Annotated in this window: 29 protein-coding genes; 10 read left to right on the top strand and 19 right to left on the bottom strand. The window is 63.9% G+C overall.

The annotated features are described in order from the left end of the window. Positions 1-88: 88 nt before the first annotated feature. Complete coding sequence (locus EJ079_RS07730) at positions 89-1,963, bottom strand: DEAD/DEAH box helicase (protein WP_127808670.1); 1,875 nt, start codon at positions 1,961-1,963, stop codon at positions 89-91. A gap of 196 nt (positions 1,964-2,159) precedes the next feature. Between EJ079_RS07730 and EJ079_RS34145 the strand changes: the two genes are divergently transcribed. Further along, entirely contained in the window at positions 2,160-2,291 is a 132-nt protein-coding gene (locus EJ079_RS34145; protein WP_281040148.1) for a hypothetical protein, read from the top strand. Positions 2,292-2,398: 107 nt separating this feature from the next. After that, a complete protein-coding gene (locus EJ079_RS07735) occupies positions 2,399-3,433 on the top strand; it encodes an aspartate-semialdehyde dehydrogenase (protein WP_023814446.1) in 1,035 nt (344 codons plus the stop codon). A gap of 162 nt (positions 3,434-3,595) precedes the next feature. On the opposite strand, the gene EJ079_RS07740 is transcribed toward EJ079_RS07735, so the two are convergent. Then, complete coding sequence (locus EJ079_RS07740) at positions 3,596-4,003, bottom strand: ACT domain-containing protein (protein ID WP_127808671.1); 408 nt, start codon at positions 4,001-4,003, stop codon at positions 3,596-3,598. 162 nt (positions 4,004-4,165) lie between these two features. Here EJ079_RS07740 and EJ079_RS07745 point away from each other — a divergent pair, with 162 nt between their 5' ends. From EJ079_RS07745 to EJ079_RS07755, 3 genes are all read left to right on the top strand, one after another. Further along, positions 4,166-5,095: a bestrophin family ion channel gene (locus EJ079_RS07745; protein ID WP_245481828.1), complete on the top strand. Its 930-nt coding sequence runs from the start codon at positions 4,166-4,168 to the stop codon at positions 5,093-5,095. A 110-nt stretch (positions 5,096-5,205) separates the two neighbouring features. Continuing rightward, positions 5,206-5,616, top strand: coding sequence for a DoxX family protein (locus tag EJ079_RS07750; protein ID WP_127808672.1), 411 nt, complete (start codon positions 5,206-5,208; stop codon positions 5,614-5,616). A 134-nt stretch (positions 5,617-5,750) separates the two neighbouring features. Next, entirely contained in the window at positions 5,751-6,014 is a 264-nt protein-coding gene (locus tag EJ079_RS07755) for a glycine zipper domain-containing protein (RefSeq protein ID WP_027037482.1), read from the top strand. An 80-nt stretch (positions 6,015-6,094) separates the two neighbouring features. Here the strand turns inward: EJ079_RS07755 and rpsP are convergent, their stop codons facing one another. The 7 genes from rpsP to EJ079_RS07790 form a co-directional block, all read right to left on the bottom strand. Next, positions 6,095-6,493, bottom strand: a complete 399-nt coding sequence (gene rpsP, locus EJ079_RS07760; RefSeq protein WP_127808673.1) for a 30S ribosomal protein S16 — start codon at positions 6,491-6,493, stop codon at positions 6,095-6,097. 35 nt (positions 6,494-6,528) lie between these two features. Continuing rightward, the gene (locus EJ079_RS07765; RefSeq protein WP_127261568.1) at positions 6,529-6,861 is read right to left on the bottom strand and encodes a chorismate mutase; all 333 of its coding nucleotides are present in this window, start codon (positions 6,859-6,861) and stop codon (positions 6,529-6,531) included. A 7-nt stretch (positions 6,862-6,868) separates the two neighbouring features. Next, positions 6,869-8,479, bottom strand: coding sequence for a signal recognition particle protein (gene ffh / locus EJ079_RS07770; RefSeq protein WP_127808674.1), 1,611 nt, complete (start codon positions 8,477-8,479; stop codon positions 6,869-6,871). Positions 8,480-8,756: 277 nt separating this feature from the next. Further along, positions 8,757-9,707 (bottom strand): CPBP family intramembrane glutamic endopeptidase, encoded by a 951-nt coding sequence (locus tag EJ079_RS07775; protein ID WP_127808675.1) that lies wholly within the window; start codon positions 9,705-9,707, stop codon positions 8,757-8,759. A gap of 172 nt (positions 9,708-9,879) precedes the next feature. Then, positions 9,880-10,479 carry a DUF1236 domain-containing protein gene (locus tag EJ079_RS07780; protein WP_127397842.1) on the bottom strand — a complete coding sequence of 200 codons (600 nt, stop codon included), beginning with the start codon at positions 10,477-10,479 and terminating at the stop codon, positions 9,880-9,882. A 62-nt stretch (positions 10,480-10,541) separates the two neighbouring features. After that, entirely contained in the window at positions 10,542-11,639 is a 1,098-nt protein-coding gene (locus EJ079_RS07785; RefSeq protein WP_127382298.1) for a putative zinc-binding metallopeptidase, read from the bottom strand. A 91-nt stretch (positions 11,640-11,730) separates the two neighbouring features. Continuing rightward, positions 11,731-12,978 (bottom strand): NAD(P)/FAD-dependent oxidoreductase, encoded by a 1,248-nt coding sequence (locus EJ079_RS07790; protein ID WP_127808676.1) that lies wholly within the window; start codon positions 12,976-12,978, stop codon positions 11,731-11,733. Positions 12,979-13,119: 141 nt separating this feature from the next. On the opposite strand from EJ079_RS07790, the gene EJ079_RS07795 reads away from it, so the two are divergent. After that, positions 13,120-13,917, top strand: a complete 798-nt coding sequence (locus EJ079_RS07795; protein ID WP_127398635.1) for a lytic transglycosylase domain-containing protein — start codon at positions 13,120-13,122, stop codon at positions 13,915-13,917. A 45-nt stretch (positions 13,918-13,962) separates the two neighbouring features. On the opposite strand, the gene EJ079_RS07800 is transcribed toward EJ079_RS07795, so the two are convergent. The 3 genes from EJ079_RS07800 to EJ079_RS07810 all read right to left on the bottom strand — a co-directional run bounded on the left by EJ079_RS07800 (position 13,963) and on the right by EJ079_RS07810 (position 16,293). Continuing rightward, positions 13,963-14,442, bottom strand: coding sequence for a hypothetical protein (locus EJ079_RS07800; RefSeq protein WP_348629730.1), 480 nt, complete (start codon positions 14,440-14,442; stop codon positions 13,963-13,965). Positions 14,443-14,530: 88 nt separating this feature from the next. After that, positions 14,531-14,785, bottom strand: a complete 255-nt coding sequence (locus EJ079_RS33715; RefSeq protein WP_245481829.1) for a hypothetical protein — start codon at positions 14,783-14,785, stop codon at positions 14,531-14,533. A gap of 284 nt (positions 14,786-15,069) precedes the next feature. Beyond that, entirely contained in the window at positions 15,070-16,293 is a 1,224-nt protein-coding gene (locus EJ079_RS07810) for an argininosuccinate synthase (protein ID WP_127808677.1), read from the bottom strand. A 298-nt stretch (positions 16,294-16,591) separates the two neighbouring features. On the opposite strand from EJ079_RS07810, the gene EJ079_RS07815 reads away from it, so the two are divergent. After that, positions 16,592-18,667 (top strand): bifunctional diguanylate cyclase/phosphodiesterase, encoded by a 2,076-nt coding sequence (locus tag EJ079_RS07815; protein WP_127808678.1) that lies wholly within the window; start codon positions 16,592-16,594, stop codon positions 18,665-18,667. 125 nt (positions 18,668-18,792) lie between these two features. Then, complete coding sequence (locus EJ079_RS07820; RefSeq protein WP_127808679.1) at positions 18,793-19,434, top strand: LysE family translocator; 642 nt, start codon at positions 18,793-18,795, stop codon at positions 19,432-19,434. Between the two features lie 6 nt (positions 19,435-19,440). Here EJ079_RS07820 and EJ079_RS07825 read toward each other — a convergent pair whose 3' ends face one another. From EJ079_RS07825 to rlmN, 3 genes are read right to left on the bottom strand one after another with little or no spacing between them, the layout of a single operon-like run. Continuing rightward, complete coding sequence (locus EJ079_RS07825; RefSeq protein WP_127808680.1) at positions 19,441-19,920, bottom strand: hypothetical protein; 480 nt, start codon at positions 19,918-19,920, stop codon at positions 19,441-19,443. After that, entirely contained in the window at positions 19,920-20,369 is a 450-nt protein-coding gene (locus EJ079_RS07830) for a hypothetical protein (RefSeq protein ID WP_127321011.1), read from the bottom strand. The genes EJ079_RS07825 and EJ079_RS07830 overlap by 1 nt, the downstream gene beginning before the upstream one ends. Further along, entirely contained in the window at positions 20,366-21,601 is a 1,236-nt protein-coding gene (gene rlmN, locus EJ079_RS07835; RefSeq protein ID WP_127329343.1) for a 23S rRNA (adenine(2503)-C(2))-methyltransferase RlmN, read from the bottom strand. The genes EJ079_RS07830 and rlmN overlap by 4 nt, the downstream gene beginning before the upstream one ends. Positions 21,602-21,759: 158 nt before the next feature. Here rlmN and EJ079_RS07840 point away from each other — a divergent pair, with 158 nt between their 5' ends. Continuing rightward, the gene (locus EJ079_RS07840; protein ID WP_127808681.1) at positions 21,760-23,115 is read left to right on the top strand and encodes a chloride channel protein; all 1,356 of its coding nucleotides are present in this window, start codon (positions 21,760-21,762) and stop codon (positions 23,113-23,115) included. Between the two features lie 68 nt (positions 23,116-23,183). Here EJ079_RS07840 and EJ079_RS07845 read toward each other — a convergent pair whose 3' ends face one another. The 3 genes from EJ079_RS07845 to EJ079_RS07855 all read right to left on the bottom strand — a co-directional run bounded on the left by EJ079_RS07845 (position 23,184) and on the right by EJ079_RS07855 (position 24,739). Further along, positions 23,184-23,687, bottom strand: coding sequence for an invasion associated locus B family protein (locus EJ079_RS07845; RefSeq protein ID WP_127268363.1), 504 nt, complete (start codon positions 23,685-23,687; stop codon positions 23,184-23,186). 269 nt (positions 23,688-23,956) lie between these two features. Beyond that, positions 23,957-24,319, bottom strand: a complete 363-nt coding sequence (locus EJ079_RS07850) for a YkvA family protein (RefSeq protein ID WP_127322074.1) — start codon at positions 24,317-24,319, stop codon at positions 23,957-23,959. 123 nt (positions 24,320-24,442) lie between these two features. Then, entirely contained in the window at positions 24,443-24,739 is a 297-nt protein-coding gene (locus EJ079_RS07855) for a 4a-hydroxytetrahydrobiopterin dehydratase (RefSeq protein ID WP_127808682.1), read from the bottom strand. Between the two features lie 50 nt (positions 24,740-24,789). Here EJ079_RS07855 and EJ079_RS07860 point away from each other — a divergent pair, with 50 nt between their 5' ends. Beyond that, positions 24,790-25,308, top strand: a complete 519-nt coding sequence (locus tag EJ079_RS07860) for a low molecular weight protein-tyrosine-phosphatase (RefSeq protein ID WP_127808683.1) — start codon at positions 24,790-24,792, stop codon at positions 25,306-25,308. On the opposite strand, the gene thpR is transcribed toward EJ079_RS07860, so the two are convergent. Beyond that, positions 25,212-25,808: an RNA 2',3'-cyclic phosphodiesterase gene (gene thpR / locus EJ079_RS07865; RefSeq protein ID WP_127329347.1), complete on the bottom strand. Its 597-nt coding sequence runs from the start codon at positions 25,806-25,808 to the stop codon at positions 25,212-25,214. The two genes, EJ079_RS07860 and thpR, sit on opposite strands and share 97 nt — an antisense overlap. Positions 25,809-25,886: the final 78 nt, after the last annotated feature.

Genomic DNA, 25,886 nt, shown 5'->3' on the forward strand with positions numbered 1-25,886 from the left:
CGGGAAAACGCATAGTGTTTTCCCTTGGGAATTGCGTCAAAACAAAGAGTTAGAGCAGATCGCCGTTTCCGTGAAACGGTGAAATGCTCTAGGTGGGCCGTTTCTTCGCCTTCTTGTGCTTGGGCGCGCCGGTGGTGTCGAATTTCGGCTTGCCCGGCTTTTTCGCCCATGGCTTTGCCTCATGCGCGGCGGCCGGGCGCTGATCGACTGCTGCCGGTGCACGTTTTTCGAATTTGCGCTTCGGCGCGTTGGGGTCGAACGGCGCCTTGCCGCGATGCGGCTTCTTGTCGGGGCTTGGCGGCTGATAGCCGGCGCGTGAAAGATCGGGCGTACCATCGAGCCGCTTCACCAGGATGTTGCCTTGCAGCTTGCGGTCGGGACCGATCGCGGCCAGGAAGCGGTCGGCCCAGTCGGCTGATATCTGCACGTAGGTCTCTTCCGGCTGCATCTTGATGGCGCCGATCTCGCGCTTCGAGATGCTGCCGGTGCGGCACAGCATCGGGATCAGCCAGCGCGGCTCGGCATTCTGCCGGCGCCCGATCGACAGCGAGAACCAGACGCTGTCACCGAAATCGTCGCGGCGGCTGGGCGCCTCGTCGCGGCGCGCGAAACCTTCGCCCGCCGGTCTTTCACGCGACGGCGTGAACGGCGCGATCTCCATGAGGTCTTCGGGCGCCGAGCGACTGGCGCGGCACTGGCGCACGAAGGCAGCGGCCACCTGTTCGGCGCCATGTCTGGCGAGGAGCGCGTCGATGAAACCGCGTTCGTCGTCCTTCACCGGCTCGTCGAAAACCGGATCGGCCAGGATGCGCTCGTCGTCGCGCCGCATCACGTCGTCGGCCGAGGGCGGGCTCGCCCATGTTGCCTTGAGGCCGGCGTTCTGCAGCAGCCGCTCGGTGCGCTTGCGGGCGCTGTTGGGAACGATCAGCGCGCTGACGCCCTTGCGCCCGGCGCGACCGGTGCGGCCGCTGCGGTGTAGCAGCGTTTCCGGATTGGTCGGCAGATCGGCGTGGATGACCAGCTCGAGATTGGGCAGGTCGATGCCGCGCGCCGCGACATCGGTGGCGATGCAGACTTTTGCGCGGCCGTCGCGCATTGCCTGCAAGGCATGGCTGCGCTCGTTCTGGCTGAGCTCGCCCGAAAGCGCCACGACGGAGAAGTTGCGGTTGTTGAAGCGCGCGGTCAGATGATTGACGGCGGCACGCGTGTTGCAGAACACCAGCGCGTTCTTGGCTTCGTAATAGCGCAGCACGTTGATGATGGCGTTCTCGCGGTCGGGCTGGGCGACGCTCAGCGCCCGGTATTCGATGTCGAGATGCTGCTTCTCCTCGCCGGCGGCCGAAATGCGCACCGCATCGCGCTGGTAGCCCTGGGCGAGCGTGGCGATCGAGCGCGGCACGGTGGCCGAGAACATCAGCGTGCGGCGTTCGGCCGGAGCGGCGTCGAGGATGAATTCGAGGTCCTCGCGAAAGCCGAGATCGAGCATTTCGTCGGCCTCGTCGAGCACCACCGCCTTCAGCGCCGACATGTCGAGCGAGCGCCGGGTGATGTGGTCGCGCAGCCGGCCGGGCGTGCCGACGACGATATGGGCGCCGCGCTCCAGCACACGCCGCTCCGAGCGCATGTCCATGCCGCCGACGCAGGACGCCACGGTGGCGCCGGTCAGTTCGTAGAGCCATTCCAGTTCGCGCGTCACCTGCAAGGCGAGTTCGCGCGTCGGCGCCACCGCCAGCGCCAGCGGTGCGGCGGCGTGGCCAAAGCGCTCCGCGCCCTCAAGCAGGGTCGGCGCCAGAGCGAGGCCGAAGGCCACCGTCTTGCCGGAGCCTGTCTGCGCCGAAACCAGCGCATCGGCCTCGCCGAGTTCCGGCGCGACGACCGCCTTCTGGACGGGCGTCAGCTCGGAATAGCCGCGTTTTTCCAGCGCCCTGGCAAGCGCTGGAACAAGTGCTTCGAAGTTGGACATCTCACTCTTTCGGAATTTAGGGTCCGCGCTCATCATGGAGCACATGCCGGGGCCGACCTAGCGCCAGCCAAACAATCTTGACCGTTCGTACTTCGCGCAGCCGCGATTGTACAGGGCGCAGGGGAAACCGGCGTCGCTCGCCAATTGACTCTTGACGCAAACCGCGTAAAAGCCGGCACCGAACAGGACAGTTTCGATGCGCGGCCTTTTGATGGCGCTTTATGCACTCGACTTCTCCGGCCATGGCAGCATGGTTCGCGGACGGTCGGAGCACGCGTTCCTGCGTTCAACCAAAACTATGGCCAAAACCACCACCAAAACGGTGTGACTCCCTTGGCCTAACCACCCTCTCCCGGGTTCGGCCCGGGGGACGGAACCCGCATCGGCCAGCGGGTTTCTCCAAAAACCAAGCGGAGAGGGACAGGAGATTTTTCGATGAGTTTCAAGGTAGCGATCGTCGGCGCCACGGGCAATGTGGGCCGGGAAATGCTCAACATACTGGAAGAGCGCGGCTTTCCGGTAAGCGAAGTCGTGGCGCTGGCGTCGCGGCGCAGCCAGGGCACGGAAGTGTCGTTCGGCGACCGCACGCTGAAGGTGAAGACGCTCGACCAGTATGATTTTTCCGACACCGACATCTGCATCATGTCGGCCGGCGGCAGCGTCTCCAAGGAATGGTCGCCGAAGATCGGCAAGCAGGGCTGCGTCGTCATCGATAATTCGTCGGCCTTCCGCTACGACCAGGACGTGCCGCTGATCGTGCCGGAAGTGAACCCGGACGCGATCTCGCTGTTCACGCGCAAGAACATCATCGCCAATCCGAATTGCTCGACGGCGCAGCTGGTGGTGGCATTGAAGCCACTGCATGACTTCGCCACCATCAAGCGTGTCGTCGTCGCCACCTATCAATCGGTATCCGGCGCCGGCAAGGAAGGTATGGACGAACTCTTTACCCAGACCCGCGCGGTCTTCGTCGCCGATGGCGTCGAGGTCAAGAAGTTCACCAAGCGCATCGCCTTCAACGTCATCCCGCACATCGACGTGTTCCTCGACGACGGCTCCACCAAGGAAGAGTGGAAGATGGTCGCCGAGACCAAGAAGATGCTCGACCCCAAGATCAAGCTGACGGCGACCTGCGTGCGCGTGCCGGTGTTCATCGGCCATTCGGAAGCGGTCAACATCGAGTTCGAAAAGCCGATCACCGCCGACGAGGCGCGGGATATCCTGCGTGAAGCCCCAGGCTGCCAGGTCTTGGACAAGCGCGAGGACGGCGGCTACATCACGCCGCTGGAATCGGCCGGCGAGGACGCCACCTTCATCTCGCGCATCCGCGAGGATTCGACCATCGACAATGGCCTGTCGATGTGGATCGTCTCCGACAATCTGCGCAAGGGCGCCGCACTCAACGCGGTGCAGATCGCCGAACTGCTGGTCGAACGCGGCCTGATCCAGCCGAAGAAGAAGGCGGCTTAGTTTTCGCTCACGGGCCGTATCGCCGCTGCCGCGGCGGGCCCTCCGCGGGGGCGCCGAACGATCGGCGGCCCGCAGTCGCGTGTTCGGCCTTTGGCCGTTAGCTCCCTTCTCCCCGTTCACGGGGAGAAGGTCCCGGCAGGGGGATGAGGGGCAGCACCAGCCTCAGCTTCGATTCTCAGCCGCCAACCCAACCAGCAGCTCCAGCGCTTCCTCCGCCCGGTCGGCGGGGACGAACAGATGGTCGTGGTAGAAGGCCGAAACCGGGTTCACGCCCATGCCGGCGGCGGCGAGGCGCATGGTGATGGCGGCGAGGAAGCCGACGGCCTCCAGCGACGAATGGATGTTCAGCGTGACCATCCGGCAGCGGAATGACGCGGTCAGTGCCGCAGCGATGGCCTTCTCCTCGGTTACGATCAGCGTCACGCCCTCGCGCTCGCGAAACACCATCACCGGCTCGAGGCCTTCCGGCTGAGCGACGCCAGGCGCCAGCGTGGCGAAGACATAGGTGCCGGCCAGCAGTTCCGGCGTCATCGATGCCAGCAGTGTCTTCAGATCGGTCTCGCCGGTCATTCGTTTCTCTCGCCTGCAGAAATGGGCCGCAGCCCACGTGCTCTTCAATATCCGCGACCGGCGCGTGCCGATAGTCCTGGCGCTGCAAGGACGACATGGCGATGTCGCTGGCGGCTGGGCTTGCGGACCTGTCGCATCGCACAATAGAGGAGCTGAGGGCCGATGCCGGTCCGTGAAAGGCCTTCGATGATCGTTCGCCCGCGCCCCACATTCCTGCAGCTGTTCTTCATCATGCGCGGTTCGGTCGTGCCACGCATCCTGCCGCAGATATTGGGCTTCGCGCTCTATTCCGCGATCATCCTGGCCGTGGCGCGCCGGTTCCAGCTTGATTTCAGCATCTTCAACATCACGCCTTTCGGCCTGGTCGGCGTGACATTGTCGATCTATCTCTCGTTCCGCAACAACGCCGCCTACGACCGTTGGTGGGAGGCGCGCAAGCTGTGGGGCGCGCTGGTCTTCGAAATGCGCAACCTGGCCCGCGCCACCACCAGCCTCATCCCGGACCAGACCGAGCAGCGCGCCTTGCTGATGGAAGCGCTCGCCTTCTGTCATTTCCTGCGCGGGCAGTTGCGCAAGATCGACAGCATGAAGGATGCCCGCGCCTTCATCGACGCCGAGGCGGACAAGGCCGCAGCCTTTTCCAATCCGGCAGATGAGATGGTCAGGCGAATGGGCCGGCGTGCCAATGCGCAGCGCCGGGCGGGCGACGTCGACTCGATAGGCTTTCGTATCCTCGATGAGAGGCTCGCGTCGATCGCAGCCATCCAGGCCGGCTGCGAGCGGATCGCCGGTACGCCGTTACCCTTCGCCTACACGCTGCTGGTGCATCGCACGGCCTATATCGTCTGCCTGCTGCTGCCGATCGGCCTGATCTCGACCACCGGTTGGGCGACGCCGCTGTTCACGGCGTTGATCGCCTACACCTTCTTCGGCCTCGACGCGCTGTCGGAAGAGCTCGAGGATCCGTTCGGCACCGAGGCCAACGACCTTGCACTCGACGGCCTCTGCCGTGTCTGCGAAATCTCGGTGTTCGAAGCGCTGGGCGAAACGCCGCCGAAGATGATCCCCGCGGAAAAGTTTTATTTTTCCTAGGCGAAGGCGCGCGGGCTTAAAACAATCGGACCTCTGTCGGATCGCAGCCCCATGCCACGTCCTTGGTTCGACCCCAGCGAAAAGGGCTCGAACCACTAGGAGGGACCACCATGAGCATTTCCGAAATCGCGCCCGTCTCGCCGGGCGCTTTATGGGCCGGCCGCGCGCTCAGCGGCGTCATCGTGCTGTTCATGATTTTCGATGGCGTCATCAAGCTGCCGCCGCTCGATGTCGTCACCCAGACGATGGTGCCGCTCGGCTGGCCGGCCGATGCCAATGCCGCGCGCATGCTGGGCGTCATCGGCCTGATCTCGACCGCTCTCTATGCACTGCCGCGCACTTCGTTGCTCGGCGCCATCCTGCTCACCGCCTATATGGGCGGCGCTATCGCCACCAATGTCCGCGTCGACAACCCGCTGTTCTCGCACATGCTGTTCGGCGTCTATCTCGGCATTATCCTGTGGGGCGGCCTGTGTCTGCGCGATGCCAGGGTCCGCGCGCTGATCCCGTTCAGCCGTTAGATCCAGATCGAAGCATCGCTTTCAACTCGAAGCCTGAACCCTTTGCCGGGCAATGTCTCAGGGATCGAATCGCCGAGTTGCGAGTTAGAGATTTGCCTGGCGGCGGAGGCGGCTCCTATCGGAGAGGAACGATGATGAAGAAAACGATGCTTTTGATGGCGCTGCTGGTGCCGCTCGCCGCTTGTTCGCAAACGGAAAAAGGCGCGGCCGTAGGCGGCCTCGGTGGGGCTGCCGTCGGTGCGGCGGTCGCTGGCGATCCGGTTGAAGGCGCCGTCGTCGGTGGTGCTGTCGGCGCCGTTGCCGGCGCGCTGATCGGCCGGGCGAGCGAGCGTGGCGAATGCCGCTACCGTGATCGCCGTGGCCGCGTCTACGTCGACCGCTGCCCGGACGGTTATTGATCGGCAGCTCTTACAGACAGAACTGGACAGCAAAACGGCGGGCACATGGCCCGCCGTTTTCCTGGATGCGAATAGAGCAATTATTCGGCGGTGGCGGCTTCCGCCTCGGCCGGTGCAGCGGCGGCCGCAACAGCAGCAGCGGCATCTTCCTGCGCCTTCTTCAGAAGGGCAGCGCGTTCCTGCGCCTTCTTGCCCGGCTCGGCCTTCTTCGGGTTGGAACGGGCGTCGCGCTTGACGAGGCCAGCCTCGTCGAGGAAGCGCAGCACGCGGTCGGTCGGCTGGGCGCCATGCGCCAGCCAATGCTTGACGCGGTCGGCGTCGACCTTGACGCGTTCGCCGTCCTTGGGCAGCAGCGGGTTCCACGAGCCGATCGACTCGATGAACCGGCCGTCACGCGGCGAACGGGCGTCGGCAATGACGACGTGGTAGTAAGGACGCTTCTTCGAGCCCGCACGGGCCAGTCGGATCTTCAAGGGCATTTCTTTTCTCCTAAACTAAGTTCGTTGATTGGGTTTCAGTTGGTTTTCGTCACGCCGTTGGAAGCGGAAGCGGCGATCTGTTCGTGGTGGCGGATCACTTCGCGGACGACGAAGTTGAGAAATTTTTCCGCGAAATCCGGGTCGAGATGGGCGTCCTTCGCCAGCTGGCGAAGCCGGGCGATCTGCTGCTGCTCGCGTGCCGGGTCGGCCGGGGGCAGGCCATGCGTCGCCTTCAGCACACCGACCGCCTTGGTGCAGCGGAAGCGCTCGGCCAGCATGTGGATGAGGGCCGCGTCGATGTTGTCGATCGAGGCGCGGTAATCGGCCAGGAGAGCGCGGGCGTCGGCCATGTCCTTCTCTTCGTTCATGGCGTCCTCACTTCTTCTTGCCAAGGCCGGGCAGCCCGCCACCGCCGAGGCCGGGAAGCCCGGGGAGTTTCATGCCGCCGGGCAGACCGGGCATGCCGCTAGGCAGGCCACCGCCGCCGGGAAGGCCTTTCATGCCGCCGCCAAGGCCGGCTGCCTGTGCCTGCTTCTGCAAGGCTTCGAGCTGCTTAGGGTCCATCTTCGACAGGTCCGGCATGCCGCCGCCCATCATGCCGCCCATACCGCCGGGCATCATGCCGCCGAGGCCCATCTTGGAGGCGAGACCGCCCATCATGCCGCGCATCAGGCCGCCGCCTTTGCCCTTGCCGCCCATCGCCTTCATCATGTCGGCCATGCCGCGATGCATCTTGAGCAGCTTGTTGATTTCGGCCGCGTCGGTGCCGGAACCGGCGGCGATGCGCTTCTTGCGCGAATGCTTGAGCAAATCGGGATTGGCGCGCTCGGCCTTGGTCATCGACGAGATGATGGCGAGCTGGCGGCCGAACATCTTGTCGTCGAGACCGGCGGCGGCCATCTGGTCCTTCATCTTGCCCATGCCGGGCATCATGCCCATGATGCCGCCCATGCCGCCCATCTTCGACATCTGCTGAAGCTGGCCGGCGAGATCGTTCAGGTCGAACTTGCCCGACTGCATCTTCTTGGCCATCGCCGCCGCCTGTTCGGCGTCGATGTTCTCGGCGGCCTTTTCGACGAGCGAGACAATGTCGCCCATGCCGAGGATGCGGTCGGCGATGCGTTTGGGGTGGAATTCCTCCAGCCCGTCCATCTTTTCGCCAGTGCCGATCAGCTTGATCGGCTTGCCGGTGACGGCGCGCATCGAAAGAGCCGCACCGCCACGGCCATCGCCGTCCATGCGGGTCAGGACGAGGCCGGTGATGCCGACGCGCTCGTCGAAGCTCTTGGCCAGATTGACGGCGTCCTGGCCGGTCAGCGAATCGGCGACCAGCAGGATTTCGTGTGGGCTCGACACCTTCTTGATGTCGACCATCTCGACCATCAGCGGCTCGTCGATATGGGTACGGCCGGCGGTGTCGAGGATGACGATGTCGTGGCCGCCGAGCTTGGCCGCCTGCACGGCGCGGCGGGCGATGTCGACCGGCGACTGGCCGTCGATGATCGGCAGCGTGGCAACCTTGACCTGTTCGCCGAGCTGGCGAAGCTGCTCCTGCGCGGCGGGGCGCCGCGTGTCGAGCGAGGCCATCAGGACCTTCTTGTTCTGACGCTCGGAAAGACGCTTGGCGATCTTGGCCGAAGTGGTCGTCTTGCCGGAACCCTGCAGGCCGACCATCATGATGACGACCGGCGCCGGGGCATTGAGATCGATGGCGACGCCTTCGGCGCCGAGCATGTCGACCAGTTCGTCATGGACGATCTTGACGACCATCTGGCCGGGCTTGATAGACTTGACCACGGCAGCGCCGACGGCCTTCTCGCGCACCTTGTCGGTGAAGGAACGCACCACTTCCAGCGCCACATCGGCTTCGAGCAGCGCGCGGCGCACCTCGCGCAGTGCTGCCGAGACATCAGCCTCCGACAGCGCGCCGCGGCCGGTGAGGCCGTTCAGGATCGAACCAAGACGTTCCTGTAGCGATTCAAACATTCGTTTTCCTTTTCCCTGGCACCCGGATGATGCCCGAGAGGTAATGCGTTCGCGCCCAGTGTCCAACCAAAAGCCAAAACCAAAAAGCACCCGGGGGCGCTCAGCGCTGCCGGGTGTTGGCCTCCAGGATCGATTTACAGCACTTCACCTCAAAGAGGTTTCGGCGTCCTGGTCGGCTTGCTCGGAGGGATACTCGTCGCGGAATTCGGGGCGTGTAGACAGGAAATCGGACGCGGAGTCAAGACAAGGCCGGATTGCGTCGTTCCCGGGCCTGCAATCACGCCGTGCTCGTCCGGTCCGGAAGCTCGGCGGCGAGCTTGAGCGGCGAACGCGGATGTAGAAGCAGCACGATGGTCAGCAGGCTGCAGGCGATGCCGATGAAGGCGATGAGAACCGCATCCGACGTCGCCCAGCCCGGCCCTTCGAGCGGCCTGGCGTTGAACAGGGCGAAGGAATTGTAGCTGTCCTGATGCGAGATCAAGAGAAACCCGGTCAGGTTGTTGCCGAGATGAGCACCAAAGGCGGCGCCGAGATTGCCGGTTGCGTAGACCACTAGCGTCAGCAGCAGCGCGAAAGCGGCGATAGACGCCAGCACGCAAGCATTGATGGCTGGCGACGAACTCGCGCTCCAATGCAGCGAGGTGAACAGCAGGGCCGGCAGCAGGGCCCAGATTACCGGGCTCGTGAACCGGTTGGCGAGACCGCGCAGCAGATAGCCGCGAAACAGCACCTCTTCAGAGGATGTCTGCAGCAAAGTGAGCGCGGCGATCGGGATCGCAAACAGCAGCCAGGACGACAGGCCGATCGGGCCACGCGTGATCTGCGGCTGCAGCAGATAGAGCAGGACCTCGGATATGAACGACGTGATCAGCACCGCGATCAGCCCTTTGAGGAAGTCGGGCCATGAAACTCGTCGGCTGTTGCCGAGCAGCGCCGACAGCTTCTCGCCGTGCACCCAGCGCATCGCGACCCACAGGCCGATCCAGATGCCGGCGAACGAGACGAGCGCGGTGAGGATGCCGAGGGGCGAAGCGAGGAAGCCCTGAATGCCGGATGATGGGGTCGCCTGCCAGGCGATGAAGGCATAGGTGCCGCCGACCAGCACGGCCACGGTGGTTGCTCCCCAAAAAAGGACCACGATGCCCGTTCCGAGCAACAGGCGCGGTAAGGTCGTCTTGGCGTTCGGCGAATGCCTGTAACGCTCGAAGGCGGCCGGATCGATGGTCACGCGGGCTCCCTTGCCAAAGTCATCGCCTATTTGACTAACCGATGGCCGGAAAAATCGGAATGGTTTTCCGCAAAGGACTAGGCCAAGCAAGTCGGCGCAGGAGAGCGCCGCGCGGCGGCGCCGCCTGCTGGCGGCCGCTGCAATCGCAGCGGCCGCTTGTGCCGATTTGTCGTCAGCGAACGACGTACATGATGCGCCGGGTCTGCGGATCGATCAGCGCCCGCTGGCCGTTCACATAGACATAGCGGTAATTGTAGTCCGGAATCTCGCGTAGCTCGACGGTGTCGGGCAGGGTCGCGCCGGTCACCACTTCGCCTTCGAGATAGATGGGATCGAGGCGATGCGTGTCGACATAGGTGCGGATTTCAGCCGGAGGCGGCGGGAAGTCATCCACGACCGGATCGCTGGCGATGATCGCGCCGGTATAATCGGTCGAGTAGTTGCCGATGTCCTCAGGCGGCGAGACGACAGCAACGCTGGAGCGCCGTTCCGTCAGCACCACGCGGCTGCCGCCGATATCGGCCGTGACATAGTCGGAATAGACCCAGCCCTGGCCGCCGGCCTCGGCTATGGTGCACCATTTGCTGTTTTCGATGCAGCCATTGAGCGTTGCCGACTGGCCGGCGGTGAGCACGCCGATCACAGGATATTGCGGGCCGGGTCCGGCGCGCACGTTAAGATCGGTGACGGCTGAGACAGCGGTATCGGCAAGCGCGGCGCCCGACATCACGGTCAGCATTCCGGCTACCGCCGGAAACAACAGGGATTTCATGGTTTCTCTCCGTTTTCAGGTCCCTCGGCAGCCAAAACGGGGCAGCAGCTTATGCGTTCCCGCTAAAACGCTTGCGCCAACTCACGATTTGTTCCCGCTTCTTTCGGCAAATCGGTCAGAAGTTCGTGAACGAATTCCAATTTCCGCGCCGTGACGTCCGAAATGACAAAGGGATAAAGGTCGGGCAGGCCCATGCAGCGGTTGATCGAATTGGAGGCCTCCGACAGCACCAGCCAGCGGGCAAGGATCTTTTCGAAAGGCTCGGGCGCGGTCGCCGGATCCGAGGGTGCGGCCTGCAACCCGCCGCCTGTGTCGCCGCGCGGCAAGTCGTTGGCCTCCACCGTCTCCAGCCGGCCGAGCGGAAAGTTCAGCGCGTGCACCATTTCCAGCGTGTCGGTGATGTGCAGGTGGTGAGCCCAGGTCTCGGCCCAGTCCTCCCAAGGATGCGAGGTCGCATAGGCCGAGATGTGGTCTTGCTGCCAGTCGGGGGGCGCACCATTGGCATAATAGGCCTTCAGCGCCTGTTCGTAATCGGCGCGGTCATCGCCGAACAGTGCGCGGAAAGCTTCGAGCCTGTGCGGATCGTCGCGGATCAGGCGGTCCCAGTAATAGTGCCCGAGCTCATGACGGAAATGACCGAGCAAGGTGCGGTAGTTCTCGCCCATCTCGACGCGCCGCTTCTCGCGCTCGGCCGAATCCGCCTCGGCGACATTGAGCGTGATCAAACCATTGTCGTGGCCGGTCAGAATCCGCTCGCCGCCGGGGCCGCCGCCGATCGGATCGGCGAGGAAGTCGAAGGCAAGGCCGATTTCGTCGGCCGGGTTCTGCTTGGGCGCCACCGGCAGCCCGAAGGCCAGCAGCGAGTAGATGGCGCGCTTCTTCGCCGCTTCGACACGGATCCAGCGGCGGCGGTTGCCGTCGACGGAGAGATCTGGGATCAACTGGTTCAGCACGCAAGCGCGGCAAAAAGCGTGACCCGGTTCCGCCATCCAGTTGCAGGCGCATTCATCGGCGTTGGTGCACTGGAAGACGCCATCGACGCCTGCCAGCGCAAAACAGGCGTGCTCGGGATCGTAGAGCACGGGGTTCCCGCAGTTCAGGCACTGGGCGTTCTCGAAATAGATGCGATGGCCGCAATGCGGGCAGTCGAAGAGTTTCATGTTGGTCTCAATTCACCGGAGGTGACACAAATGTTCACGGCGGCCCGTGCCCAACGCGAACAGCCGCGCGGTGTTCCACATTTTCCTGAAGCTATTTGGCCGCAAGCTGGGCGACAACCTGCCTTGCCACCGCCTCGCCCGACAGCCGTGCGCCGCCGCAGGTCTGGACCAGCGAGCCGGCCAGATGCTCGCCGGCGAAGAAGATCTTGTCGGCCACCGGCTGCATGAGTGCGGCGCGCGCCAGTGAACGGCCGGGGCGGGCCGCGGCATATGCGCCGCGCACGAAGCGCTCGCCGCCCCAATTGGTCATCATTGCGCGTCCGACATGCTTGCGCGTATCGCCGCCGAAGATGCCACACAGCCGGTCGACGACGAAGTCGATGCCGGCCGCCTCGCCGGCCGCCGACATTTCCCAGGCGAAATCGCCGCCGACGAAGCCGACCATCAAGTCAAGGTCGAACGGGAAGCAGAGGAAGTAGATGTCGTGCCTGGCCATCCGTTCGATCAGCAGGTCGTCGAAGGGCTGCAGCCCGAGCCTGGTGCCCGATATTTCGACTGGCAATTTGGTCAGCATGCCCATCGGCAGGTCGAAGAAGGCGCCGAAATGCGTGTCGGGCAGGGCCGGCGAGAACGCGATCTCCTCGAAGGCGAGCACCGCCGGCGAAGCGGTCACGATCACCGCTTTGGCGCGGACGGTGCCGCGATCGGTGACGCAGGCGACGCCGGGCAGGTCCCACAGGATCTTGCGCACCGGCGTCGACAGTTCGACCGGCACGCCGGCGCCGAAACGCGCCACCAGCGCGCCAAGGCCCTCCTTGCTGAAGTAGTTCGGGTCGAGATCGGCCGCGGCCTGGAAGTCCAGGATCGAGATTTCGTCCTCGTCGGCACCGAAATCCATCGGCCCGGCGAAGGTGGCGGCGGCGCGCGGTGCATGGCCTTTTGCCAACAGCGCCGAAAGACGATCGTCATCTCCGTCCTTCACTTCATGCCTGGCCAGCAGTTCGAACAGCTTTGCGTCGGCGGCCTTCATGTCGGCTTCTTCCGCTTCGCTCGCCTTGCGCTCGCGGTAGTAGAGATGATCGACGTTCATGTCGTGATGATGCAACGTCCAGCCTGCCGCCTGGGCTTCGGGAAAATAGGGATTGCGGTCGGCGGCATGCAGCCAGGCGCAGCCGATGTCGAAAGGCACGCCGAAATGCTGGTCGCTGGTCCAGGCTCGCCCGCCGATTCGGTCCATCGCTTCGAGCAGCGTGAAGGAAAGCCCCGCGGCCTGCAGGGTCCTGGCGGCGGCAAGACCCGCCGACCCGGCACCGATGATGACGACATCAACGTCTTGCATGCAGCCCCCTTGCCACAATAATCACTTGATCCTAGGCAAATTCCACGGCATTCGCCAGCATTGCAGCGGTGACAGTGACAAGTGCGCGTTTCGCTGGCAAGTTCGCAATTGGGACGTGATTCAGGCAACCAGGAGATCAACATGGCAATTCTTGCCAAGGGAAAGATGTTTGCAGCGGCCGTGGTGGCGGTGCTTGCGCTGGCGACGGGCGCACAGGCAGCGGCCAGCTGCGGCAAGACCGGCGCCGGCTTCGAGGCCTGGAAGCAGGACTTTGCCGCGCAGGCCAGGTCGGAAGGTGTGGGCGCCAAGGGGCTGGCCGCTCTGGCCGGGGCGAACTACGCGACAAAGACGATCTCCGTCGACCGCGGCATTCACAAGGCCTTCAGCGGCTCGGTGGAGGATTTCATGCGGCGGCGCGGCGGCGCGGCGATTATTTCCAAGGGCCGGTCGCTGAAAAAGTCGAATGCGGCGCTGTTCGCCAAGATCGAAGCGAATTACGGCGTGTCGCCGGGCGTGTTGCTCGCCATCTGGGGTATGGAAACCGGCTTCGGTTCGGCCATGGGCAACCAGAACACCGTCTCTGCCATTTTGACGCTTGCCTATGATTGCCGCCGCCCGGGGTTCTTCTACCCGCATGCCATCGCAGCCCTGAAGCTGGTTGATCGCGGGGCGTTGTCAGCCTCGTCGGTCGGCGCCGCGCATGGCGAGATCGGACACACGCAGTTCCTGCCAGGAAACGTCCTGAAATATGGCGTCGGCGGCGGAAACCTGCGCGACAAGGGCACGGCGCTGGCTTCCACCGCCAACTTCCTCAAGGGCCATGGCTGGCGGGCGGGCGCGAGCGCGAGTGCGAATATGGGCGCGATTGCCGGCTGGAATTCCGCGAGCGTCTATCAGCAGGCCATCGCCCGCATTGCCACGGCGATCGACGGCGATTGACGCCATTTCTGACTTGATCGAAAACCCGGCGCGAATGCCGGGTTTTTATTTGATTTCGAGCGTGTAGGAGCAGCCGGCCAGGGTCTTGCCGGGGTGCGACTCGACGGTCGAGACGTTGAGCTTGACGTCCGTTGAGAAGGTCAATCCTTCCGACTCTTCGGTGTTTTGGACAACGACCTTCTCGCCAAGGAATTTTTGCGGCGTGGAATAAACGGCGACGACGTTGAGTTCTTTGGCAAGCTCCGGCGCGGCAACACCGTCGAGCACGGCCATCGGCCCCGCAGCGGTAAACACGATCGATCCCGTCTCGCGGTTGAACACGCGGATCTTGGCCGGCAGTTCGTATTGGCTGAGAAAGGGATTGCCCGAGTCAACCTCCTTCCAGCCAAGCGTTTCAACGGCACCCGGTGCGCTGGACAGCCACAGGGCAAAGTCGTTGTAGGTCGGAACGTCCGCCCTGCACTCGATCAGCGCGGGAAGGTCGAGGGAGGCGGGGTCATAGTCGTTGGCTTTGGCAACGGCCAAGCTCGCCAGGACAGCCAACACGGACAGAAAACGGGTGCCAAGAACGGCCGAGCGCCTGCACACATCACTCAATGATTCGCCCAGCCGCTCAACGGGCAATTCTGAGAAATGGGAACTTGGAAGGCGCCGTCAACACCGCTGCAGTTGCGGAATTTGAGCGACCGTGGCGCCGGGGCTTGCGTGACCTTGGCGGGCTTGGCTTGCCCTTGATAACCGTCCAGAATTCGGTCGCCTGATCAAGTTGCAGATTGTTTATGTCGGAATAGCTGATCCGCCCGCTGCGCAGCCCTTCGGCAATGCGGTGGCAAAACAGCGCCGGCATGCGCTCCTGCGAGACGCCCATGAAAGAGGCGATCTCGTGCTTGAACGTAAGGTCCCATGCTGCCTGGACAGCGCTGACGCAGCTGCTCAAGTCCGCCTTCGGCTCGCGCTTACCGGCTGCCTGCGAAGACTGGCTCCCTGCAAAGACGGCCGTCGCCAGAAGCAGAAGAACAATACCAGTTTTCATTGTCAAACCCCATCATCCCACAAGAGACGTAAGATGAAGTTGCGAGAAGGTCAAACTATAAACCTGGCGGCTCCCTCGGGTTTCTTGGCGCGTGTCGCCCTTGGCGATCAATAGAGCTGTCAACCCTTGCGGTTGCGCGCGGCCAGCGTCCTCAGCCGCAGCGCATTGAGACGGATGAAGCCGGCGGCGTCCTTCTGGTCGTAGGCGCCGCGGTCGTCCTCGAAGGTGACCAGCGCATCGGAGTAAAGCGTCTTCTTCGACTTGCGGCCGGTGACCATGACATTGCCCTTGTAGAGCTTGAGGCGCACCGTGCCCTCGACGTCTTCCTGGCTCTTGTCGATCATCGCCTGCAGCATCAGCCGTTCGGGCGCGAACCAGAAGCCGTTGTAGATCAGCTCGGCATAGCGCGGCATGAACTCGTCCTTGAGGTGGGCGGCCCCACGGTCGAGCGTGATCGATTCGATGGCGCGATGGGCAGCGATCAGGATGGTGCCGCCTGGTGTTTCGTAGACGCCGCGCGATTTCATGCCGACGAAGCGGTTCTCGACCAGGTCGAGCCGGCCGATGCCATTGTCGCGGCCAAGATCGTTGAGTGCCGCAAGCATTGTTGCCGGCGACAATTTCTTGCCGTTCAGCGCGATCGGATCGCCCTTCAGGAATTCGATCTCGATCTCGGTGACGGTATCAGGCGCATCCATCGGGGACACTGTGCGCTGGTGGACGAATTCGGGCGGCTCCACCCACGGGTCTTCCAGCACTTTGCCCTCGGAGGACGAATGCAAGAGGTTGGCGTCGACCGAGAAAGGTGCGTCGCCCTTTTTATCCTTCGGCACCGGGATCTGGTGCTGCTCGGCGAAATTCATCAGGTCGGTACGCGACTTGAACGACCAGTCGCGCCACGGCGCGATGACCTTGATGTCGGGGTTCAGTGCGTAAGCCGAAAGCTCGAAGCGAACCTGATCGTTGCCCTTGCCGGTGGCGCCATGCGCAATCGCGTCGGCGCCGGTTTCGCGGGCGATCTCGACCAGATGCTTGGAGATCAGCGGCCGGGCGATCGAGGTGCCGAGCAGGTAGGTGCCTTCATAGACGGTGTTGGCGCGGAACATCGGGAAGACGAAGTCGGCGACGAATTCCTCGCGCACGTCGACGATGCGGATGTCCTTGATGCCCATCATCTCGGCCTTGCGGCGCGCCGGTTCCAGTTCTTCACCCTGGCCGAGATCGGCGGTGAAGGTGATGACCTCGGCGCCGAACTCCGTCTGCAGCCATTTCAGGATGATGGATGTGTCGAGACCGCCGGAATAGGAGAGCACGACTTTCTTGATGTCTTTGGCCTTGGACATTTTTACCCCGTCGATGGCGGACGCCCCAGCCTGGGCGTCACGGATTGTCGCAGCGCCTTTTAGCAGGAACGGCAGAGCGAGCAAGCACGCGTGCGTGCATGGCTTCTGGTCCAGCGCATGGCCGGGGGCGGCCGGCAGCGAAAACAATCTGCTGCAATCAAAGGCTGCATTTGCTGGAGGGACTTAATCAAGTTTTCACGCCGTGCCGCTAACACTTACGACAAAGCCGCCTTGGGCACGTTCCGGGCGGCTTCTTGCCAGCTTTGTCGCGGGTGTCCTCGGGCTCGGGCCGTTCTTGATGCGCGTTATATCATGCATCGCCATGGAGCATAATCTGTGGCTTGTCCTGCTGGCGGCGCTGATGTGCGTCACCGGCTGCTGGGTGACGATCGGCCTCTTCGACCGTTCGAGGAAAACCACCGGCGTGCAGATGAAGGGCTGGCTGTTCCTGACCGCGGTTGCCGCCGGCTCGTCGATCTGGTGCACCCATTTCATCGCCATGCTGGCCTACCAGCCCGGCGCGCCGATCACCTTCGATCCGGTCCTGACCATGGCATCCCTGGTCATCGCCATCATCGGCACCGGGCTGGGCTTCACCCTCGCATCCGGCAAGAGCCGGCGCCTGGCTCCGGAATGGGGCGGCATCGTCGTTGGCTTGGCGATCTCGGCCATGCACTACACCGGCATGATGGCTTATCACGTTGCCGGCATCGTCGAATGGGACGGCTCCTATGTCGTGGCCTCACTGGTCATCTCGGCGGTGTTCTCCGCCTTGGCCGTCGGCCATGCCGTGCGCCGGCCATACGGCTGGTCGCATTATCTCGCTATCGGGCTGCTGGTGCTGGCGATCGTCGGCCTGCATTTCACGGCTATGGCCGCGGTGGCGGTGACGCCGCTGTCCTTCATCAGCACAGGCACCAATCCCGATATTTTGGTGGCAATGGCGGTCGCCGTCGCCGTGGTCGGCCTGATCGTCGCGGCCACCGGCTTCGCCAGCTATCTGATCGATGAGCGTGGCCGTCTGGAGAGTTTCGAGCGGCTTCAGCATCTCGCCCTCAACGACGCCCTTACCGGCCTTCCCAACCGGGTTTCCTTTAACGACCGCCTCGACCATGAGATCGACCGGGCATGCGAGGGCGAGGACACAATGACGGCGGTCATCGTCATCGATCTCGACCGCTTCAAGGAGATCAATGACCTCAGGGGGCATGCGGCCGGCGACCAGGCGCTCAAGATCGTCGCCCGCAGGCTGTCGAGACTCATCGGCGAGGGCGAATTCGTCGCCCGGCTCGGCGGTGACGAGTTCGCCGCGATCAAGCGCTTCAAGGATCAGAAGGACCTTCTCGGGCTGGTCTCGCGGCTGGAGAAGTCGCTGTTCGAGCCGTTGCGGCTCGACGATTTCGAAATCGCCGCGGGCGCCAGCATCGGCGTCGCGGTCTATCCACGCGACGGAGCCGACCGCGAGCGGCTGGTCAGCAATGCCGATCTTGCCATGTACCGGGCGAAGAACGACGTCACGCGAGCCGTCTGCTTCTACGAATCCGCCATGGACGAGACGGCGCGGGCGCGCCGTGCCTTGGCCTCCGACCTTCGCCAGGCGATCGACCGCGGCGAGCTTTCGCTGCACTATCAGGTGCAGACCTCGGTCCCGACCGGCGCCACCTGCGGCTACGAGGCGCTGCTGCGCTGGACCCATCCCGTGCACGGCATGATCCCGCCCGCTGAATTTATCCCGATTGCCGAAGAGAACGGCTCGATCATGGCGATCGGCGAATGGGTGCTGCGGACCGCGTGCCGGCAGGCGGCCTCGTGGGGCAATGGCCACAAGATTGCGGTCAATCTGTCACCGGTACAGTTCGCCCATGCCGATCTCGCCAAGCTCATCCATCAAATCCTGATCGAGACCGGACTGTCGCCGAAACGGCTGGAACTGGAGTTGACCGAATCGACGATCGTCGCCGACAAGGTGCGCACGCTGCATGTCCTGCGCCAGATCAAGGCGCTGGGGGTGACGATCGCGATCGACGATTTCGGCACCGGCTATTCATCGCTCGATACGCTGCGCTCGTTTCCCTTCGACAAGATCAAACTCGACCGCTCGTTCATGGCTGACGTCGAGCGAAGCCCGCAGGCCAAGGCCATCATCCGGGCGGTGCTGACGCTGGGCCGCAGCCTCGACATTCCGGTGCTTGCCGAAGGCGTCGAGACGCATGTCCAGCTCACCATCCTGCAGGTCGAAGGCTGCAACGAGGCGCAAGGCTATTTCCTCGGCCGGCCCAAGCCGATCGACCAGATCACCGGGGACGCCGATGTTCGCAACGATCAACTCGTCGCGGAGGAGCCGGCGAGGATGCGGCTGAGCAGGCAGGCATAGGACGCCGCGGCCGGCCGTCCAGCGAATGCCTTGCGGACGCCTTCTGGATCGACATCGGGTGGCTGCTGTGTCTGGCATCGTCATGGCGCATCCTGTATAGGCCTCCCAATTCCCTGGGGCCGCTCATGTCGTTCATTCCAGACACCGCCACGCTGATCCAGTTCGCCATTGCCACGGTCATCCTGGCGATCACGCCGGGTCCGGACATGACGCTGTTCGTCTCGCGCACGCTCCACCAGGGCCGTGCCACCGGCTTTGCCTCGATGGCCGGCGCGCTGTGCGGCACGCTGATCCACACCACGCTGGTGGTTGTCGGTGTCTCGGCGCTGATCGTCGCCTCGCCGATGGCTTTCTTCGTGCTGAAGATCTTCGGCGCGGGCTATCTCGTCTTCCTGGCCTGGCAGGCAATCACCAGGGGCTCGGCCTTTTCGCCGGAGAAGAAGACAGGCCCCGAGATTTCGCTGTTGCGCAGCTGGGCGGCGGGCCTTGGCGTCAATCTGCTCAATCCGAAGATCATCCTGTTCTTCATGACCTTCCTGCCGCAGTTCGTCTCCGCGCATGATCCGAACGCACCGGGAAAGCTGTTTTTCCTTGGGCTGATGTTCATCGTGCTGTCGGTGCCGGTGACGGTACCGATGGTGCTGGCGGCGGAAAAGTTTTCGGCGGCGATGAAGGCCAGCCCGCGCGTCACGCGGGTGGTCGACTATCTGTTTGCCGGCGTGTTCTCCGCCTTCGCCCTCAAGATCCTGACGGCCCAGGCGAAGTAGGCGCCGTCATCCTGTCTGGCCATCCTCTTTTGATCCTGGTTCGCCTTGCCACCAGCTTGCGGCCCACCGCCCGGCGCTGAGCCAGTAAAAGATACCACCGACCATGCCGCTGCCGATCACGGCCATGATGGCGCTGGTGTCCCTGACGGCGAAGGCGGTGTCACCGCTGTGGTCGGCAAGCCCGAGGAAAACACCGGCAACCACCGCGCCCGCCAGCGCATAGAACAGCCAGTCGCGCCGGCCGAGGATTTCGGCAAGCAGGATGACGACAGAGGCCGGCATCAGGGCGAAATAGGCGACGAACAGGGCGGCGAAGGGAATTGAGAAATACAGGGAAGCCGTCGCCGTCGGATGCGCATGCTCCGGCGTGTAGCCGAGCGATGCCAGCAACAGGATATTGAGGAAGGCGCTCGCCGCCAGCGAGGCGACGGCATAGCCGAACAGGATGACGGTGAAACGGACGAGGTAGCCGACGAGACGCGCCATCAATCCCGGCCCAGAGTCTGTCGCGTGCCGGATCTGCGTCCAGCCAGAAGCCAGTAGACCGAACCGGCGGCGATGCCGGCGGTGGCGAGAAAACCCAGAAAGCCCGGATTGAAGACAAAGCTGCTGGCCGAGCGCGGCATGGATACGCCAAAGGCGATGGACGTGATCGCACCCGTGGCGGCGAAGTAGAACCATCCCCGCAGCGAAAACCGTTCGGCGACGAAGAGCGCCGGACCGACGATCAACAGCGCGCCGATCATCACGGTCAACACGGCGAGCGGGAACGAGCCCAGCCAGTCGAAGGCGAAAATGATGGACCAGTTGCCGTCTTCGATGCCTTCCAGAAGAGCGATCAGCAGCACCGGCACCAGGATCGAAGTCAGCACCGCGGCGACATAGCCGACCGCCATGATGGCGAAGCGTCTTAGCCAGGCGACGGGGCGGCTCACGCCTCGCCGTGCCCCGCTATCATCATCGCTTCCAGCGCCAGCCGGTCGACCTTGCGCATGCGCTCGGAGTCGGATTTGAGCTGGCCGCAGGCGGCGAGGATGTCGCGGCCGCGCGGCGTGCGGATCGGCGAGGCATAGCCGGCATTGTTGATGTAATCGGCGAATTTCTCGATCGTCTCCCAGTCCGAGCACTGATAGTTGGTGCCCGGCCACGGATTGAACGGGATCAAATTGATCTTGGCCGGAATGCCCTTGAGCAGCTTGATCAGGCCCTTGGCGTCCTCGATGGAATCGTTGACGTCCTTCAGCATCACATATTCGAAGGTGATGCGCCTGGCGTTCGACAGGCCGGGATAGGCGCGGCAGGCGGCGATCAGCTCCTTCAGCGGATACTTCTTGTTGATCGGCACAAGCAGGTCGCGCAGATCGTCATTGGTGGCATGCAGCGAGATCGCCAGCATGACGCCGATCTCCTCGCCGGTGCGGAAGATTTCCGGCACGACGCCGGAGGTCGATAGCGTGATGCGGCGCTTCGACAAGGAAAGGCCGTCACCGTCGGAAGCGATCAGCAGCGCCTTCTTGACCGCTTCGAAATTGTAAAGCGGTTCGCCCATTCCCATCATGACGATGTTGGACACTTTGCGGCCCTCGGCCGGCACGATGGCGCCGTCGGGCGTGTCGCGGTCGGGAAAATCGCCGAGCCGGTCGCGGGCGGTGAGCAACTGGGCGAGGATCTCCTCAGCCGTCAGATTGCGCACCAGCTTCTGCGTGCCGGTGTGGCAAAACGAGCAGGTCAGCGTGCAGCCCACCTGCGAGGAGATGCACAGCGTGCCGCGACCCTCTTCGGGGATGTAGACCGTCTCGATCTCGACCGGCCGGCCGGCGCCGCGCGGCGGAAAGCGGAACAGCCACTTTCGCGTGCCGTCGGCGGAAATCTGCTCCTCGACGATCTCGGGCCTGGCGACGGTGAAGTGCTTGTCCAGCTCGGCGCGCAGATCCTTGGAAATGTTGAACATGCCGGCGAAATCGGAGACGCCGCGCACATACATCCAGTGCCAAAGCTGCTGGGCGCGCATTTTCGCCTGGCGCTCGGGCACAGTGCCTGATGCAACCAGAGCCTCGGCGAGTTCGACCCGCGTCAGGCCGATCAGCGACGGCTTTTCGGGCTGTGCCGCGCGGGCGCGCAACGCGTCGCGGGCGCCGTCAGTGGTGAGATCGAATGAAAGGGTCATGGTTGCACTGATATAAGCGGTTTGCGGCCGATTTCACGCATCGTGCCGGAAAGGAAGCGCGGCGCATAGCACAGGTTGAGGGCAGAGTCATGGGTTGTGCCGGTTTAACCTCTGGCCTGCACGTGTTAGGGCTCGATACTCCCCGCTCGAGGACAGACATGGCCGGCACATCGCGAAGATATCCCATGCTGCGGCGTTCGCGCGCGATGTGGGGCTCACGGCGGGTGTGGCAGCCGCGCCTGGTGTTCTGGGCCGGGGCGCTTGGCATCGGTGTGATCAGCGTGCTGTTCGCGGTGCTGGCGGACAGGGCGCAGGAACTGTTTCACCTGATGACAGGAGACGCAGGCGGCTGGCGTTTCTATCTGCCGCTTGCCGTTACGCCGTTGGGTTTCGTGCTGTGCGCCTGGCTTGCCCACACCTTCTTTCCCGGCTCGCAAGGCAGCGGCATTCCGCAGGCGATCGCCGCCCGCCATCTTCGCGACGACGAGGACCGAAGTCATATCCTGTCCCTCAAGCTGGTGGTCGGCAAAATCATGCTCACCATCGTCGGCCTGTTCTGCGGCGCCTCGATCGGCCGCGAGGGTCCGACCGTGCAGGTCGGCGCGTCGCTGATGCTGCAGGCGGCACGCTGGGGCGGCATGGTGCAGGCCCGGGGTCTGATCCTGGCCGGGTCGGCCGCCGGGATCGCCGCCGCCTTCAACACGCCGCTGGCCGGCATCGTCTTCGCCATCGAGGAAATGGGCCGCACCTATGAGGCACGCACCAATGGGCTGGTGCTGACGGCGGTGATCCTGGCCGGCCTCGCCTCGCTCGGCCTGCTCGGCAACTACACCTATTTCGGCGTCGCCAAAGACACCATCTCGTTTGCCGCCGAGTGGCCGCTGGTGATCGCCTGCGGCGTCATCGGCGGCGGGCTCGGCGCGCTGTTTTCGCTGCTGGCGTTGAATGTGACACGCCGGATCCGGCGCTGGAACACTGGCCAGCCTTTGCGGCGCGCCTTGCTGGTCGCGGCCGTCTGCGGGCTGCTGGTTGCAGTGATCGGCATCGCCTCGGGCGGGCCGACCTTCGGCACCGGTTACGTGCAGGCACGGGGCGCCGTCGAAGGCGCGCCGCTGCCATGGTTCTTCTTTGCCGAAAAGTTCCTGGCGGGACTGCTGTCGATGATCTCGGGCATTCCGGGCGGCATCTTCGCGCCCTCGCTGGCGGTCGGCGCCGGCATCGGCAGTTCGCTCGGCCTCCTCTTCGGCGCCAGCACGGGGGCTGCGGCACTGCTCGGCATGGCCGGCTATTTCGCCGGGGTGGTGCAGGCGCCGATGACCGCCTTCGTCATCATCCTGGAGATGACCGGCAATCACGACAATGTCATCGCGCTGATGCTGGCCTCGATGCTGGGCTACGGTACGGCGCGGATGATCTCGCACGAGCCGCTCTACCACGCGCTGTCGCGTGTTTTCATCGCCGAGGCGATCCGGCGGCGGCGGGCGGAGGCCGGGCCGGGATCGGCGCAAGGCTGAAAGCAAAAAGGCCGGGGTTTGCGGCCCGGCCTTTCATTCAAAGCGAAGTGCGTGCCTGCACTCCTTGCCTATTTGCACTTGGCAATCGACGTCAGCGCCGCCGAAATACCTTTCAGCGAGAAGACATAGGAGGTGGGATTGCCGCGGCCGGACTTCGCCGTCACCTTCATGTCGGTGCCGGTCTTCATGGCGGCGATCAGCACCGGCTCCTCGGCGGCATTCTCGACCCAGGCCGATTTGCCGCGGGTGAACATCGAAAACGTCTTCTTGTCGATGGTCACGGTGGCCTTGGAGCCGTCCTGGAAATTGTAGCCGGCAATGAATTGCGGCTCGTAGGACACTTGCTGGCCGGGCCGCTGGCTGACGAAGAAGAACATGTCGCCATGATCGAGCGTAGGCGGCTGCTTGTCGGTCGGCACGGTCAGGACATAGCAGACCTTGCCGCCCGATGCCTGGTAACTGTAGGTGCCCCAGGCATTGTGCTGGCCGATCTTGGTCGCCGACTGCGCCAGCGCCGGCGCTGCCACGGCCACCAGGACCAGGCTCGAAACTAGTGCAATTAATCCGCGCATCGCTTTTCCCGTATTCCAAATGGTGCGGAGGCAGGCCGGCTTGGCGTCCTGCCCGTCGCTTCATTTTGATTTAATCTGGGTTACCAAACGGTGAATTTCCGAAGAGAAAAGGATACTCACCCGAGGAAACCGCCGCCATTCCCGCGCCGCCGCCTTGCGAGCGGCTGGCGCGACATCCCTTTGGCGACTTGGAGGCCACGAAAGCGGCAAGAGTTTGACTTTTTACGCTGCCGCAGAAAGCCGGCTTCAACGGCGTTCCGTGCGCGAGTTCAGCCCTTGTCGGCCATGGCGTCCCTGGCGGCTTGCCGGTGCGCAGTGGTGATGTGGGCGCTGACGGCGGTGATCGCGGCGGTGAGCACGGCGATGTCGTCGGTGAAGCCAAGCCCGAAGACGAAGTCGGGGATGACATCCACCGGCAGCACGAAATAACCGAGCGCCGCGAGCAGAATGCCTTTGGCGCGCAGCGGGGTGTTCTTGTCCATGGCGCAGTAGTAGGCGGCCACGACCTCTTCCATGTAGGGGATCTGCCGCGCGGCCTTCTTGGCTGTGCGCCAGAATTTCTCGCGCACTTCGCTCTCGTCTGCCAGCTTGCCGCCAAAGCCGAAGAAATCAAAACCGGATTGTTGCGCCATCAGTGTCTCCTTGCGAGCGCCCATGCGCATCCGGCGCATGCCCGCGGGGGAAAATGTGGTGAAACCCGACCCCGGCTACAAGATGCCGGTGCCGATTTGGGCTTGTCGAGGCGATACCAGGCCTCAGGCGCCGGCAAAACGGTTCATTTTCTTGGCCAAATCGATATCGAGCGCGGTGACGCCGCCGGCGTCGTGAGTGTTCAGCGTCACATCGACGGTCTTGTAGACATTCGACCAGTCGGGATGATGGTCCATCGTCTCGGCGGCAAGCGCGACGCGGGTCATGAAGGCGAAAGCCTCGGCGAAATTCGCGAAGGTGAATGTGCGCTTGATGGAAGCGCCGTCTTCCGCCAGCGCCCAGCCGTCAAGACCGGTCAATGCGGCTTCAGCGGCTTGCCTGCCCAGTTTCTCTCTCGCCATGTCCATATCCTGTGCTATTCGAAAACGACCCTTACCATAGCGACGGATCGATGAGCGCGAAGCCCATAAACTCCATTCTCTTCGTCTGCCTCGGCAATATCTGCCGGTCGCCGTTGGCGGAAGGTGTCTTCCGCGCGGTTTGGGCCGAGCGCGGGTCGGCCCGGGATATCCTGCTCGATTCAGCGGGAACCAGTGACTGGGAGGCCGGCTCTGCCCCCGATCGACGCGCGATCGCGGTCGCGGTGCGGCACGGCGTCGACATTTCCGGGCAAAGGGCGCGCAAGGTCACGACGCAGGACCTCCACCGTTTCGACCTGATCCTCGGCATGGACCGGTCGAATGTCGCCGACCTGAAGGCGCTGGCGCCGGCGGCCGTGCAGGACCGCATCCATCTGTTCCTGGAGTTCGCGCAGGGAAAGGCACGCGACGTGCCGGATCCTTATCATGACGAGGCAGAAGCCTTCGCTTCCGCCTATCGCATGATCCGCGAGGCGTCGGAGGCGCTGGTGACAAGGCTGGAGGCGCGGGCGTCCGTGCCTGACAGCGGCCAGGCTTCCTCGACGATGTAAGGTCCGCCGCCGACCGAATCGCGCGACGACATCAGCACGAAACGGCCGATGCGGAACGGCAGCGTCGAGAAATTGCCGCGCGCCGACAGATATTGGGCGACGTCCAGCGGAGTCGAATTGCGTAAGCGCGCCAGCGTCACATGCGGCATGAACTTGCGGGGATCGGCCGGGATGCCGAGCCGCTGGCAGATGCGGTCGATCTCGCCCTGAAGGGCAGCCAGACCGGGCGAGGCGGAAGCGCCTGCCCACACCGCATGCGGCTTCTTCTGACCGAAAGCGCCGACGCCGGACAGCGCCAGCGAGAAGGAAGGGCGGTGGACGCGGTCGAGCGCGTTGGCGATCTCGTCGGCGACATGGCCGGGGACATCGCCGATGAAGCGCAGCGTCAGATGGTAGTTTTCGACATCGATCCAGCGGGCTCCCGGCAAGCCGCCCCGCAGCAGGGACAGCGAAAGGGCAGCGTCACGCGGAATTTCGAGGGCGGTGAAAAGACGCGGCATGAAGAGCCTCCCTTCCTCGAATCGAACTGTCACCCCAGCGAATCATCGATAGTCAAACGGAGCAAGAGGTTTGTTGGC

This window comes from Mesorhizobium sp. M7A.F.Ce.TU.012.03.2.1 (genome assembly GCF_004006095.1).
Lineage (GTDB): Bacteria > Pseudomonadota > Alphaproteobacteria > Rhizobiales > Rhizobiaceae > Mesorhizobium.

What these genes read in the sequence shown, in the direction of transcription:
- EJ079_RS07730 (WP_127808670.1), bottom strand. Translation starts at nt 1,963, where the DNA reads ATGTCCAACTTCGAAGCACTTGTTCCAGCGCTTGCCAGGGCGCTGGAA.
- EJ079_RS07780 (WP_127397842.1), bottom strand. Translation starts at nt 10,479, where the DNA reads ATGAAATCCCTGTTGTTTCCGGCGGTAGCCGGAATGCTGACCGTGATG.
- EJ079_RS07790 (WP_127808676.1), bottom strand. Translation starts at nt 12,978, where the DNA reads ATGCAAGACGTTGATGTCGTCATCATCGGTGCCGGGTCGGCGGGTCTT.
- EJ079_RS07785 (WP_127382298.1), bottom strand. Translation starts at nt 11,639, where the DNA reads ATGAAACTCTTCGACTGCCCGCATTGCGGCCATCGCATCTATTTCGAG.
- EJ079_RS07820 (WP_127808679.1), top strand. Translation starts at nt 18,793, where the DNA reads ATGTCGTTCATTCCAGACACCGCCACGCTGATCCAGTTCGCCATTGCC.
- EJ079_RS07845 (WP_127268363.1), bottom strand. Translation starts at nt 23,687, where the DNA reads ATGCGCGGATTAATTGCACTAGTTTCGAGCCTGGTCCTGGTGGCCGTG.
- EJ079_RS07810 (WP_127808677.1), bottom strand. Translation starts at nt 16,293, where the DNA reads ATGTCCAAGGCCAAAGACATCAAGAAAGTCGTGCTCTCCTATTCCGGC.
- rlmN (WP_127329343.1), bottom strand. Translation starts at nt 21,601, where the DNA reads ATGACCCTTTCATTCGATCTCACCACTGACGGCGCCCGCGACGCGTTG.
- EJ079_RS34145 (WP_281040148.1), top strand. Translation starts at nt 2,160, where the DNA reads ATGCGCGGCCTTTTGATGGCGCTTTATGCACTCGACTTCTCCGGCCAT.
- EJ079_RS07795 (WP_127398635.1), top strand. Translation starts at nt 13,120, where the DNA reads ATGGCAATTCTTGCCAAGGGAAAGATGTTTGCAGCGGCCGTGGTGGCG.
- ffh (WP_127808674.1), bottom strand. Translation starts at nt 8,479, where the DNA reads ATGTTTGAATCGCTACAGGAACGTCTTGGTTCGATCCTGAACGGCCTC.
- EJ079_RS07755 (WP_027037482.1), top strand. Translation starts at nt 5,751, where the DNA reads ATGAAGAAAACGATGCTTTTGATGGCGCTGCTGGTGCCGCTCGCCGCT.
- EJ079_RS07735 (WP_023814446.1), top strand. Translation starts at nt 2,399, where the DNA reads ATGAGTTTCAAGGTAGCGATCGTCGGCGCCACGGGCAATGTGGGCCGG.
- thpR (WP_127329347.1), bottom strand. Translation starts at nt 25,808, where the DNA reads ATGCCGCGTCTTTTCACCGCCCTCGAAATTCCGCGTGACGCTGCCCTT.
- EJ079_RS07840 (WP_127808681.1), top strand. Translation starts at nt 21,760, where the DNA reads ATGGCCGGCACATCGCGAAGATATCCCATGCTGCGGCGTTCGCGCGCG.
- rpsP (WP_127808673.1), bottom strand. Translation starts at nt 6,493, where the DNA reads ATGCCCTTGAAGATCCGACTGGCCCGTGCGGGCTCGAAGAAGCGTCCT.
- EJ079_RS07765 (WP_127261568.1), bottom strand. Translation starts at nt 6,861, where the DNA reads ATGAACGAAGAGAAGGACATGGCCGACGCCCGCGCTCTCCTGGCCGAT.
- EJ079_RS07825 (WP_127808680.1), bottom strand. Translation starts at nt 19,920, where the DNA reads ATGGCGCGTCTCGTCGGCTACCTCGTCCGTTTCACCGTCATCCTGTTC.
- EJ079_RS07745 (WP_245481828.1), top strand. Translation starts at nt 4,166, where the DNA reads ATGCCGGTCCGTGAAAGGCCTTCGATGATCGTTCGCCCGCGCCCCACA.
- EJ079_RS07750 (WP_127808672.1), top strand. Translation starts at nt 5,206, where the DNA reads ATGAGCATTTCCGAAATCGCGCCCGTCTCGCCGGGCGCTTTATGGGCC.
- EJ079_RS07740 (WP_127808671.1), bottom strand. Translation starts at nt 4,003, where the DNA reads ATGACCGGCGAGACCGATCTGAAGACACTGCTGGCATCGATGACGCCG.
- EJ079_RS07860 (WP_127808683.1), top strand. Translation starts at nt 24,790, where the DNA reads ATGAGCGCGAAGCCCATAAACTCCATTCTCTTCGTCTGCCTCGGCAAT.
- EJ079_RS07855 (WP_127808682.1), bottom strand. Translation starts at nt 24,739, where the DNA reads ATGGCGAGAGAGAAACTGGGCAGGCAAGCCGCTGAAGCCGCATTGACC.
- EJ079_RS33715 (WP_245481829.1), bottom strand. Translation starts at nt 14,785, where the DNA reads ATGGGCGTCTCGCAGGAGCGCATGCCGGCGCTGTTTTGCCACCGCATT.
- EJ079_RS07815 (WP_127808678.1), top strand. Translation starts at nt 16,592, where the DNA reads ATGCGCGTTATATCATGCATCGCCATGGAGCATAATCTGTGGCTTGTC.
- EJ079_RS07850 (WP_127322074.1), bottom strand. Translation starts at nt 24,319, where the DNA reads ATGGCGCAACAATCCGGTTTTGATTTCTTCGGCTTTGGCGGCAAGCTG.